Source organism: Nakamurella deserti, assembly GCF_003260015.1.
Taxonomy (GTDB): domain Bacteria; phylum Actinomycetota; class Actinomycetes; order Mycobacteriales; family Nakamurellaceae; genus Nakamurella; species Nakamurella deserti.
The window spans coordinates 80,696-92,189 of sequence record NZ_QCXS01000001.1 but is presented as its reverse complement, the minus strand read 5'-3'; the positions used below and the strand labels follow the sequence as shown (position 1 = coordinate 92,189).

Below are 11,494 nucleotides of genomic sequence, written 5' to 3'. Positions count from 1 at the left end.
GCCAGGATCAAACTCTCCAATGAAAACATCAGAAAACTGATCTCCAACACACAACAAAACCTGACAAAAAATCAGATCAAAAGTGCATCAAAGGAACCCAACACCCACCAACCACAACCCCAAAAAAAGAGCCACAGAAGACAGATGCACGGGAAAAAACTAAGCACTGACTTTCGGTACACTGTTGAGTTCTCAAACAACAAACCCACACACAAACACTCAGTCCCAGCGACTTCGTCCTTGCGGAGGCAACTCGAACTACATTACAGACCCCCCACCCACCCGTCAAACCACCAGCCCAACTTTTTCCACGCCGCGCCATGACAGGCGGTCCTGGGCCCTTCTCAGGCACCGTGGACGTGCAGGTCAGCGGCGGTGCGGACACCGCCTGGCCGTCGTCTCCGGCCGTCCCCGGGAGCCGTCTCCGAGACCTGTCAGGCCCCGGATCCGCCCCCGACGGCCGTTCCGGACCGGTGCGATCCACACCACACGTGTTCCGCACCGTCCCGGCACCCGACCTTCAGCGCTCGCGGTGCGCCCGGTACCACTCGATCAGCGATCTGGTGGACGAGTCCTGCTCGTCGATCGCGGCCTGGTCGCCGGCCACGGCCGGCGCGAGCTGGCTGGCCAACTGCTTGCCGAGCTCCACTCCCCACTGGTCGAAGCTGTCGATGCCCCAGACGGTGCCCTCGACGAAGGTGATGTGCTCGTACAGCGCGATCAGCTGCCCGACCACCGACGGGGTCAGCGCGGGCGCGAGGATCGAGGTCGACGGACGGTTGCCGGGGAACACGCGGGCCGGCACCACCGTCTCCGCGGTGCCCTCGGCCCGGACCTCGTCGGCGGTCTTGCCGAATGCGAGTGCCTTGGTCTGGGCGAAGAAGTTGCCGAGGAACAGCTCGTGCACGTCCGGCTCCCCGGGTGCGTCCACGTCCACCAGCGGGTTCGCCGGCGTCGCCACCGCGATGAAGTCGGCCGGGATGAGCCGCGTCCCCTGGTGGATCAGCTGGTAGAAGGCGTGCTGCCCGTTGGTGCCGGGCTCACCCCAGAACACCTCGCCGGTGGACGTGGTCACCGGGCTGCCGTCCCACCGCACGGACTTGCCGTTGGACTCCATCGTCAGCTGCTGCAGGTAGGCCGGGAAGCGGTGCAGGTACTGCGCGTAGGGCAGCACCGCGTGGGTGTCGGCGTCCCAGAAGTTCGAGTACCAGACGTTGAGCAGACCCATCAGGACCGGCACGTTCCGCCGGAGATCGGTGGTCTCGCGGAAGTGCACGTCGATCGCGTGGAAACCGGCCAGGAAGTCCTCGAAAGCGTCCTTGCCGATCGCCACCGCGACCGAGGTGCCGATCGCGGAGTCCACCGAGTACCGACCGCCGACCCAGTCCCAGAAGCCGAAGGCGTTGGCCGGGTCGATCCCGAACGCGGCGACCTTGTCCAGAGCGGTCGACACCGCCACGAAGTGCTTGGCCACGGCGGTGGTGCGGGCGTCGTCGTCGTCGGAGATCGCGCCGGCGGCGGCCAGCTCGCGCCAGAGCCAGGCCCGGGCGAGACGCGCGTTGGTCAACGTCTCCAGCGTGGTGAAGGTCTTCGACGCGACGATGAACAGCGTCGTCGTCGGGTCCAGGCCCCTGGTCTTCTCGGCGATGTCGGTCGGGTCGATGTTGGACACGAACCGCACCTCGAGGCCCGGCTGCACGTACGGCTTGAGCGCCTCGTAGACCATCACCGGGCCCAGGTCCGAGCCGCCGATGCCGATGTTGACGACCGTCTCGATCGGCTTGCCGGTGACACCGGTCCACGTGCCGGACCGGATCTTCTCGGCGAAGCCGTAGATCTTGGCCAGCACCTCGTCCACGTCGGTGTCCACGTCCTGGCCGTCGACGACCAGTTTCGGCTCGATGTCGGCGGGCCGGCGCAGCGCGGTGTGCAGCACCGACCGGTTCTCCGTGACGTTGATCCGCTCACCGGTGAACATCGCCTCGATCCGCGCGGGCAGGTTCACCTCCTCGGCCAACTGGGTGAGCAGGGGCAGCGTCTCGGCGGTGATCAGGTTCTTGGAGAGATCGACGAACAGGTCACCGGCGGTGAGGCTGTGGTCCGCGGCGCGGTTGGGGTCCTCGGCGAACCAGGCGCGCAGGTCCGGCGTCATCCCCGCTCGGTGGCCGGCCAGCGCCGACCACGCGGCGGTGGCCGTCGCGTCGACGGGTGGGGTCTGGGCGGTGGGTGTGGTCATCGGTTCCTGCTCTCGTCGGTGAACGCTCCGACGACGATCCTCCCCTCGCACGACCGGCGGCTCCACTCGGGGTGCGCCCTGCCGTCACGGGGTGTGGCGATGCACCCGGACCGTCGATGCCGGATGGCGCAGCAACGCGTCCGGCGGCCGGATCGGCCGGGGCACGAAGTCGCCGCCGCAGTTGGGGCAGACGCCCCTGTGCACGTCGTCGACGCAGGGCGCGCAGAACGTGCACTCGAAGGTGCAGATGCGCGCATCCCGGCTGTCCGGCGGCAGATCGCGGTCGCACTGTTCGCAGTTCGGCCGCAGCTCCAGCACGACGGGACCGCCTCAGACCGCGGCCGTGCGCAACGCCTCGACCTCGGCCTCGAGGGGACCGACCGCGTCACGCGCCTCGGGCCGACCGCACTCGGCGAGCCAGTTCGCGAGCATGCGGTGTCCGCCCTGGGTGAGCACCGACTCCGGATGGAACTGCACGCCCTCGATCGGATGATCCCGGTGCCGCAGCCCCATGATGATCCCGTCCTCGGTGCGGGCCGTGACGGTCAGGACCTCCGTGACGGTGTCGGCCTCCACCGCGAGCGAGTGGTACCGCGTCGCGGTGAACGGATCGGGCAGACCCGCGAAGACCGTCCCGTCGGAATGGGACACCTGCGACGTGCGGCCGTGCAGCAGTTCCGGCGCCCGGCTGACCACCGCACCGAACACCTCGGCGATCGCCTGGTGCCCGAGGCACACGCCGAGCAGCGGCGTCTCGTGCTCGGCGGCGTACCGGATCATGTCCTCGCTGACGCCGGCGTCGTGGGGCTCACCCGGCCCGGGTGAGAGCAGGATGCCGTCGACCCCGAGCTCGGCCACCTCGTCGGTGGTGACGGCGTCGTTACGGCGCACGACGCACTCGGCCCCGAGCTGCTGCAGGTACTGCACGAGGTTGAAGACGAACGAGTCGTAGTTGTCCACGACAAGGATGCGGGTCACGGCGTCGATCCTCCCAGACCCACGCCACCGTGTGCGGTGGCTCAGCCCACCTGCACCTGGTCGAACGGCAGGTACGGCTCGGCCCACGGGAAGATCACGAAGAACAGCAGCGCCACCACGGCGAGGAACAGCACGAACGCCTGCGCCGCCTTGGCCCACGCCGTCCCGGGCAGGTGCCGCCAGATCCAGGTGTACATCAGCCCACCTCACTCAGTTCCGGCGGCAGGAAGCCGTCGGCCTTCGCGTACGACTTCGTCAGGACGCCGTGGATGATCATCCGCTCGCGGTCGGAGAACTGCGGATGACAGGTCGTCAGCGTGATCAGCCGCTGGTCGGCCGCGGCGAGTGCCTCGGGTCCGGCCGCGTTCACGTGCGGCACCGGCAGGACCTGCGCGTAGTCCGAGGGGTCGACGATCTCGCGACCGACCACGCCCTCGTAGGCCCCGGTCAACGGAACCACGCCGGCGCACTGCGGACGGGCGGCGGGATCCCAGCCGGCGGCCTCCTCGGCCATCGGCAGCACCCGGTAGACGAACCACTCGTCCTGGGTCTCGACGATCAGCGCGTCGCAGGAGTTCAACGTGCCCAGGGCGTTGAACGGCGCCCCCTTGCTGACCCGGTGCCCGGCGACGGCGAAGTTGCCGATCTCGCCGGGGTACTGGGTGTCGTCGTAGTGCCCGGGATTGCCGTACAGGTCCTCGGCCGTGGTGCCCTCGACGATCGTGAAGTTGTAGTCCGCGCCGAAGACCGGGATGTCGAGATTGGCGAAGCCCTCGCCGATTGTCGTGTCGTACGTCCGCACCCGCGCGGCCGGGTCGACCACCTGCGCGTCGGCCGGCGGCGCCAGGGCCCCGTCGTCACCTCCGCCCTCGCCGGCGTCGGCGGGCGGGACGTCGGTCGCGCCGCCGCCGGCCCACCGTTGTTCCATGGATTCCTTGACCTGCTCCTGCTTCTGCGCGCCGAAGTAGTCGGTCACCCACACCTCGTAGACGACGAACAGCAGCAGCACCACGCCGCAGGTGATGAACAGCTGCCCGATGCCGCGGATGGTCGTGCGGACGGGTTCGTCGCGGAACCCGCCGGTTCGTCGAGGCGGTGGCGGCGGCGAGTCGAGCTGGATCTGGCCGGTCGTCACCGGGGAACCTCCTGTGCCGCGGTCATCCGGACGAGACCGTCGTAGGCCGGGGCCCGCACGTCGTCGGCGATCTCGATCTCGAATCCCAGGTTGAAGCGGTCGACGTACTGCCGGAACAGGCGCACGCCCGGCTCGGCCTCGATGGCGGCGATCATCGGACCGGACGGCCCGATCGCCGATACCACGAAGGGTGGTGAGTACGCCCTGCCCATCAGCAGCAGGGTGTTGCCGATGCAGCGCACCGCCGACGTGGCGATGACCCGCTGATCCATGATCGTCATGGCCTCCGCACCACCGGCCCACAGTGCGTTGACCACCGACTGCACGTCCTGCTGGTGGACGACGAGGTCGTCGGGGTTGGCGTCGGCGGGATAGTTCCCGTCGGAGTCGCGCGGCGCGTCGGTCATGGTGACCGTCACGCCGGGACCTTCGACCGGGGTCAGCCCGGCGGCCGGCGCGAGCTGGTCGGCCGCGGTGCGCTGCTCGGCGACCTGCGGCGAGACGTCCTGCCCCGCGGCAGCGTCGATCTGACGCTGCAGGGTCTGGGCGACGGCCTCGGCTTCGCCGACGCGTTGCTGGGCCTCGTTGATCAATCCCGACAGCTCCACGTTCCGGGGACGGATCTCGTCGCCCCCGGAGTACGAGCGTGCGGTCCCGAACAGGAAGCCGCCGGCCAGACACACCACGGTCACCGCGACCTGCCAGCGGCGGCGGCTGCGGCGCGGCCCCGGTGCGACGGTCCGGTTACGGTCGGAGCCGGACGTCGGCGAGTCGTCGTGCATGCCACCTCCCGCCCTGCTGACGCGACCCCGGGTCCTCCCCGGCCGCGGGCCCCACCCCACCTCGGCCGCGGCCCGTGAACTGCGCGGACGGGTCTGCCGAGCATCGATACGAAGTACGCTGGACGAACGGATCGTCACGTGCAGTGGCGAGCCTACCGGCCGGCGTGATCGTTCTCGTCGGAACCGGGAGTTGTGCACCACCGCTCGCGGGGGCGTCACCCACCGGAAGCCGGCTGTTCGCCGGGGATTCCGGTGGCGGCCGCGTCCGCCCGGGTGCTGCTGTCCTGTCGTCAGTTCCCGTTCCAGCCAGTCCTGTGGAGACCCGCCCGTGCCGGGTCCCCGCCACGCCGTGAAGGAAGTCCGATGCCCAAGTCCAAGGTCCGCAAGAAGACGGTCGCCACCGCCACCGCCACCCGGACGACCCAGGCGGAGTCCGCCTCGCTGCGCGCCAAGGTCGCGGCGCCGTCGGGTCCGGTCTTCCTGTCGATCATGCTGGGCCTGTTCCTCGTCGGTCTCCTCTGGCTGATCGTGTTCTACCTGTGGGGCGACGGCATCGCCTTCATGCGTGACCTCGGCAACTGGAACTTCGGCATCGCCTTCGCCCTGCTCATCGCCGGCCTGATCATGACGATGCGCTGGCGCTGACCAGGGCGGACGGCTGTCCCACGGCTGTCCGGATCGTCCGAACCACACGCGTGTCATTCATCCCCAATGTGCACAACCCCTGTGGACAACGTCGTCGTCCGACGGCCGTGGTCGTCCGGTGTGGGCGGGGATCGTCGCAGCAGCGGAGCACCGATCAGGAGGAACGACCGTGACCGAGTTGCACTGGGGACCGCGTCCGGGTGCTTTCGTGTTCGGCGGCGTGCTGCTGGCCACCGGCGTGCTGTGGATGATCGTCGCCGGCACGGCCGGTGACCGGGTCATCGCCGGCGCGGTGATGATCGTGGTGCTCGGCGCCATGGTGCTCGGCTGGCGGATGCGCGACCGGCTGCGCGCCTCGGTCGACGGCATCGTCGTCGGGTCGGTCTCGGGGTCCCGGACCATCCCCTGGAGCCGGGTCCGGCGGATGGAGGTGGTCGGCCGTAAGCGGCTCGGGACGGTCAACAACTCCCTCGAGATCGACCTCGACGACGACGAGCTCCTGGTCTTCACCCGGATGGAGCTCGGGCAGGACCCGGCCGACGTCGCGGCCGAACTCACGAAGATCCGCACCGGCGGCTGACCGGCGCCGGCCGAGCCACCCCGCCTCGCCGGGGTCAGCCGATCTGACGGCAGGCGTTCACGGTGCAGACCCAGTCGCCGATCGTGCCGTTGCGGACCACGATCAGCGCCAGCAGCACCACCAGGACCCCGACCGAGACGCCCACCTGGATGGCGAGCCGGTTCTTCGGCGGGGCGTAGACCATCGCGGCGCCCACGACCGCACCCACGACGAAGCCGCCGAGGTGTCCCTGCCAGGAGATGCTCGAGACGGTGAAGGTGATGAACGCGTTGAGCGCGAGGATCACGCCGAGCTGCCGCAGGTCCAGCCGGAGTCGCTTGTAGATGACCAGCAACGCTCCCAGCAGTCCGAAGATCGCCCCGGAGGCGCCGACGGTCAGCGAGTTCGGCTCGGTCAGCAGGTACACGGCGACGGAGCCGCCGAGCAGACTCAGTCCGTACAGGGCGACGAACCGGGCCGCACCGAGGAAACGTTCGAGGCCGACGCCGATCAGATACAGCGACAGCATGTTCATCGCGATGTGCGCGACGCCGCCGTGCAGGAAACCGCTGGTGACGAGCTGCCACCAGTCCCCCGAGGCCACGTACATCGGCGACAGCGCGCCCTCGCGGAACACCGGCGATCGCAGGAGCGAACTCTCGCCGCCGCCCTGGACCATCGTGATCAGGAAGACGACGACGTTGACGACGATCAGCGCCACGGCCACCATCGGCTGACGGCCGGCGACTCCACCGGCGATCGTCCGCGCGACGGGCCGCTGGGCGTTGCTCTCGGCGACACACTGCCTGCAGTGGAACCCCACCGACGCCGGCGTCAGGCACTCCGGGCAGGCCGGCCGGCCGCACCGGCTGCAGGACAGCGCGGTGTGGCGGTCGGGATGCCAGGTGCAGGCGGTCCCGACCTGGGCGGCGGGCTGGTGGCCCGGGGGTGGCTGGGTCATCCGGCGTCCGGCGGGGTTCGCAGGTCGACCGGGCTCAGTCGTCGGTCCCGTCGACGGTGATCGACTCGATGACGACATCCGTGGTGGGCTTGTCGAAGCGGTCCACCGGGGTGGCGGAGATCGCGTCGACGACGGCGATCGAGGCCGGGTCCTTCACCTCACCGAAGATGGTGTGCTTCATGTTCAGGTGCGGGTAGTTGCCGGTGGTGATGAAGAACTGGCTGCCGTTGGTACCCGGCCCGGCGTTGGCCATCGCCAGCAGGTAGGGCTTGTTGAAGGACAGCTCGCCGTGGAACTCGTCGGCGAACTTGTAGCCGGGGCCGCCGCGGCCGGTGCCGGTCGGGTCGCCGCCCTGGATCATGAAGCCGTCCATCACCCGGTGGAAGATCGAGCCGTCGTAGAACGGGCCGGTGGCCTCGCCCTTGGCGTTCGGCGAGCTGTACTCGCGGGTGCCGGTCGCCAGACCGACGAAGTTGGCCACCGTCTTCGGGGCCTGGTGCGGGAAGAGCTCGACGACGATGTCGCCCAGGTTCGTGTGGATGGTCGCAGTCTGAGTCATGGCTCCATCCTTCCAGAGACGGGAGGCACCGCTCGCTGCCCGGCGTCCCGCCCGCCAGGTGTGCTCCGGAGTGAGCCGGTGACGACGCGCCGGAGTGGGGTCGACCGTGACCGGGTTCAGAGTCCGAGGTTCTCGATGGCGTGGACGACGAGGAGCCGGGCGTACACCGACTGCTTCTGGTTCGTCTCGGCGATGACCGCGGCGGTGCCCTTGGACACGCCGTAGATGCTGCCACCGTCGGTGGCCAGCGAGCCGCCCGTCCAACCGGTCGGCCGCGTCTCGGGATTCGAGCCGGCCCGGGGGACGTAGAAGTCGACGGCGTCGACCGCGGCGGTGTCGGTGGCCAGCTCCAGCACCCGGACGGTGGCCAGGAAGTCGCCGTCGTTGCGGACGAACTCGCACACCGGCTGGGGTTCGGCCGGGCGGATGCGCGTCGTGCCCATCCGTTGGCCGGTGTCGGACTGCACCTGGTCCTTGGACAAATACGGGCACTCGCCCTCGACCGCCTCGGCGTCCACCGCGGGGGTGAAACCCGTCGTCGTCGGGGCGGTGGGGCCGGACCCGTCGCTGGATGCGGTGTCCGGAGCGGTGCCCGCCGACGACGTGACGGGCTCCACGGTCGTCGGCTCCCCGGTCGATCCCGCCGGGCTGCCCGAGGTCGTGGACGGCGCCGCAGTGGATGCCGAGCCGGCACCGGTGGTGGTGGCGGTGGCGACGGCCGCTCCGGACGACGGGGCACCGTTCGCCGAGGTGCTCGAGCTGGGCTCCAGGGTCGTCGTCGTGCAACCGCTGACCACCAGGACGGCGGCGGCCGTGGCCACCACCCGCCGGGCTCCCCATCGTCGGACCGTCATGCACGCTCCCCCGTTCGTCCGGCGTCCAGTGTGCCGGAGGTGTCGTCGGCGAACGACCGGGGCGGGTGGCGCCACCGGAGGTGTCGCTGGCGACCGACGGGGCGGATGGGCCGGAGATGCCGTCATCACCGACCGGGGCGGGTGCGCCACCGGGACCGGCGGCACTCGCCGATCGGCGGGCGGGTCAGGCGGGTGCGCCTCCCGGAGCAGGGGCGGCGGCGCGGGCCCGGGCCTCCTCGACGACGCCGGCTGCGGCGTCGACGAGCTTGCCGACCTCGGCCTCGACGATGGCGTAGCCGCGCATGCCGGCCTCGGTCACGGTGACCGCGGTGTCCCGCAGGGCGTCACCGACCGGGGTGTCCTTGAGTGCGTCCATGGCGAGCAGCCCGCCCGCTCCGACGACCGCGATCCCGACGAGTGCTTCCAGCATGATGTCTCCCTCGCTCCCGGGACGATGTGCGTCCCGGCGCCACCACCCGGTGGCGCTGACCCCAGCCAAGCAGCGCCGGACGACGTTGTCGCTGGTCGGACGCACAGACCGGGGAAGAACCAGGGAGCTCCCCGGGTTGTAGCCAGGGTGAACCCGAGGGATCGGGACGCCGGCGACGCGCCGGTATCCTCGCGGGGACACTCCATCGGAGGGGAAGCCCCGGCGACGGTCATCACCGGCCGGGACACCAGCCATCAGCACAGAAGGGGCGGGGCGCGCAGCCATGACGACAGTGCAGCGACGCAACACCAGCCAACGCGCGGCCATCTCCGAACTGCTGGGGGGTACCGACGAGTTCGTCTCCGCGCAGGACCTGCACGCGAGCTTGCGGGCGAGTGGCTCGACGGTGGGTCTGGCCACCGTGTACCGGGCGCTGCAGGACATGGCGACCGCGGGTGCGGTCGACGCGGTCCGCAACGAGAACGGTGAGGTGCTGTACCGGCGGTGTGCCGTGCCGTCCCACCACCACCACCTGGTGTGCCGGGTGTGCGGGCGTACCGAGGAGATCGACGCTCCGGCGGTGGAGACCTGGGCCCGCTCGGTCGCCGAGAAGTACGGCTACACCGACGTCGACCACGATGTCGAGCTGTTCGGTCTCTGCGCGGCCTGCAGCAGGGCCGCCACGGACGTCTGAACCGCCGCGAACGACGAACAGCGCGTGTCCCCCTGCGGGGCACGCGCCGTCCGTCGTCTCGCTGAGCGGTCAGCCCATGTGGACGGCGGCTCCGGCCGGGAGGTCGTCCTTCTTGGCCTTGACCAGGACCAGCGCGATGACCAGCGCCAGCGCGAACAGGCCGGCGGCCCAGCGGAAGGCGATGCCGTAACCGTGCACGGTGCCCTCCGAGATGAGCAGCGGCAGGCCGCTCGGATCGGTGAGCGAGGGAGCTCGATCGGAGATGTAGGTCGCGACCGCCGTGAACGCCACCGTGGACAGCAGCGCCGTGCCGAGCGAGCCGCCGATCTGCTGGGTGGTGTTGACGACCGCGCTGGCCACGCCGGCATCGTCGTTGGAGACGCCCACCAGTGCGAGGTTGGTCGTCGACATGAAGATGAAGCCCATACCGAAGGCCATGATCAGTTCGGCCGGCAGCACCGTGCCCGCGAAGGTCGACTCGAGTGTGATGCGGGAGAACAGCAGCAGGCCGACGAGTCCGAGGGCGGCACCGATGGCGATCACGAGACGCGGGCCGATCTTGAGGACCAGCTGGGATCCCACCCCCGCACCCATGACGATGCCGAAGCTGAACGGCAGGAACGCCAGACCCGTCTGCATCGGGGAGTACTGCTCGTAGATCTGCAGGTACAGCGTCAGGAACAGGAAGACGGCGAACATCCCGGCGCCGACCAGCATGCCCACGAGGTAGGCGCCCGCGCGGTTGCGGTCGGCGACGATGCGGACGGGCAGCAACGGGTTGGAACTGCGCCGCTCGACGAGGACGAACGCCACCAACAGCACGACGGCGGCCGCGAGCCAGCCGAGGGTCTGGATCGAGCCCCACCCGAGCAGCTCCGGCTGCCCGGTGACCGGGTCGACCGTTCCGGATTCGGCGGTCGGCCGGGTGAAGCCCCAGACCAGAGCGGCGAGGCCGGCGGTGGCGAGCAGGGCGCCCGGGATGTCGTAGTGACCCCGGTTGCTGGTCTTGGACTCGCGCAGGATGCGGCTCGCGGCGATGGCCGCCGGGACCGCGATCGGGATGTTGACGAAGAAGCACCAGCGCCAGGACAGGTACTCGGTGAGGAAGCCACCGAGCAACAGGCCGATGGCGGCGCCACCGCCGGCGATCGCACCGAAGACCGCGAACGCCTTGGCGCGCTCCTTCTCCAGCTGGAACGTGACGGTGATGAGGGACAGCGCCGCCGGTGCCAGCATGGCGCCGAAGACGCCCTGCAGCGCGCGGCCGGCGAACAACAGCCAGGGGGCGTGCGCGGCACCACCGAGCATCGAGGCCAGCGCGAAGCCGGACAGCGCGATGATCAGCACCTTCTTGCGGCCGACGTAGTCGGCGATACGACCACCGAGCAGCAGCAGGGCGCCGAACGGCAGCGCGTAGGCGGTGATCATCCACTGGATGTCGGACGGCTGCAGTCCGATGGCCTCGGCCGCCTTGGGCATCGCGACGTTGGTGATGGTGGCGTCGAGGATGACCATCAGTTGGGAGACGCCGATGACGACGAGCGCCAGCCAACGTTTGGGGTCGAGTTGTGAGGCGTCGGGTTTCGTCGTCGAGACGACGTCGCGCTCGGTCATGGGTGCTCCAGGGAGGGTTGCAGCGAACGATGTCGGCACCGGGGGCC

General features: G+C 69.8%; 14 protein-coding genes. 3 read left to right on the top strand and 11 right to left on the bottom strand.

Features of this window, described 5'->3' with window-relative positions:
* Positions 1 to 520: 520 nt before the first annotated feature.
* The 6 genes from pgi to DB033_RS00325 form a co-directional block, all read right to left on the bottom strand.
* Complete coding sequence (gene pgi, locus DB033_RS00345; RefSeq protein ID WP_111764949.1) at positions 521 to 2,236, bottom strand: glucose-6-phosphate isomerase; 1,716 nt, start codon at positions 2,234 to 2,236, stop codon at positions 521 to 523.
* An 84-nt stretch (positions 2,237 to 2,320) separates the two neighbouring features.
* Positions 2,321 to 2,554 carry a DUF1272 domain-containing protein gene (locus DB033_RS00340; RefSeq protein ID WP_111764948.1) on the bottom strand — a complete coding sequence of 78 codons (234 nt, stop codon included), beginning with the start codon at positions 2,552 to 2,554 and terminating at the stop codon, positions 2,321 to 2,323.
* A gap of 12 nt (positions 2,555 to 2,566) precedes the next feature.
* Positions 2,567 to 3,214, bottom strand: coding sequence for an aminodeoxychorismate/anthranilate synthase component II (locus tag DB033_RS00335; RefSeq protein ID WP_205843579.1), 648 nt, complete (start codon positions 3,212 to 3,214; stop codon positions 2,567 to 2,569).
* 41 nt (positions 3,215 to 3,255) lie between these two features.
* Positions 3,256 to 3,411, bottom strand: coding sequence for a hypothetical protein (locus tag DB033_RS20870; RefSeq protein WP_170315447.1), 156 nt, complete (start codon positions 3,409 to 3,411; stop codon positions 3,256 to 3,258).
* Positions 3,411 to 4,349, bottom strand: a complete 939-nt coding sequence (locus DB033_RS00330) for a class E sortase (RefSeq protein ID WP_240615660.1) — start codon at positions 4,347 to 4,349, stop codon at positions 3,411 to 3,413. Before DB033_RS00330 ends, DB033_RS20870 begins: the two co-directional genes overlap by 1 nt.
* On the bottom strand, positions 4,346 to 5,131 hold the full coding sequence (locus tag DB033_RS00325; RefSeq protein WP_111764947.1) for a DUF881 domain-containing protein: 786 nt from the start codon (positions 5,129 to 5,131) through the stop codon (positions 4,346 to 4,348). The genes DB033_RS00330 and DB033_RS00325 overlap by 4 nt, the downstream gene beginning before the upstream one ends.
* 363 nt (positions 5,132 to 5,494) lie before the next feature.
* On the opposite strand from DB033_RS00325, the gene crgA reads away from it, so the two are divergent.
* Together crgA and DB033_RS00315 are read left to right on the top strand one after the other, a co-directional pair.
* Positions 5,495 to 5,776, top strand: a complete 282-nt coding sequence (gene crgA, locus DB033_RS00320) for a cell division protein CrgA (protein WP_111764946.1) — start codon at positions 5,495 to 5,497, stop codon at positions 5,774 to 5,776.
* A 169-nt stretch (positions 5,777 to 5,945) separates the two neighbouring features.
* A complete protein-coding gene (locus tag DB033_RS00315; RefSeq protein WP_111764945.1) occupies positions 5,946 to 6,356 on the top strand; it encodes a PH domain-containing protein in 411 nt (136 codons plus the stop codon).
* 34 nt (positions 6,357 to 6,390) lie between these two features.
* Here the strand turns inward: DB033_RS00315 and DB033_RS00310 are convergent, their stop codons facing one another.
* From DB033_RS00310 to DB033_RS00295, 4 genes are all read right to left on the bottom strand, one after another.
* Positions 6,391 to 7,296 carry a rhomboid family intramembrane serine protease gene (locus DB033_RS00310; protein ID WP_111764944.1) on the bottom strand — a complete coding sequence of 302 codons (906 nt, stop codon included), beginning with the start codon at positions 7,294 to 7,296 and terminating at the stop codon, positions 6,391 to 6,393.
* A gap of 34 nt (positions 7,297 to 7,330) precedes the next feature.
* Positions 7,331 to 7,855 carry a peptidylprolyl isomerase gene (locus tag DB033_RS00305; RefSeq protein WP_111764943.1) on the bottom strand — a complete coding sequence of 175 codons (525 nt, stop codon included), beginning with the start codon at positions 7,853 to 7,855 and terminating at the stop codon, positions 7,331 to 7,333.
* A gap of 116 nt (positions 7,856 to 7,971) precedes the next feature.
* Positions 7,972 to 8,709 (bottom strand): DUF2020 domain-containing protein, encoded by a 738-nt coding sequence (locus DB033_RS00300; RefSeq protein ID WP_111764942.1) that lies wholly within the window; start codon positions 8,707 to 8,709, stop codon positions 7,972 to 7,974.
* A gap of 184 nt (positions 8,710 to 8,893) precedes the next feature.
* Positions 8,894 to 9,139, bottom strand: coding sequence for a DUF1490 family protein (locus DB033_RS00295; protein ID WP_111764941.1), 246 nt, complete (start codon positions 9,137 to 9,139; stop codon positions 8,894 to 8,896).
* 283 nt (positions 9,140 to 9,422) lie between these two features.
* Here DB033_RS00295 and DB033_RS00290 point away from each other — a divergent pair, with 283 nt between their 5' ends.
* Complete coding sequence (locus tag DB033_RS00290) at positions 9,423 to 9,833, top strand: Fur family transcriptional regulator (protein WP_170315446.1); 411 nt, start codon at positions 9,423 to 9,425, stop codon at positions 9,831 to 9,833.
* A gap of 69 nt (positions 9,834 to 9,902) precedes the next feature.
* On the opposite strand, the gene DB033_RS00285 is transcribed toward DB033_RS00290, so the two are convergent.
* Entirely contained in the window at positions 9,903 to 11,447 is a 1,545-nt protein-coding gene (locus tag DB033_RS00285) for an MFS transporter (RefSeq protein ID WP_111764939.1), read from the bottom strand.
* Between the last annotated feature and the right edge of the window lie 47 nt (positions 11,448 to 11,494).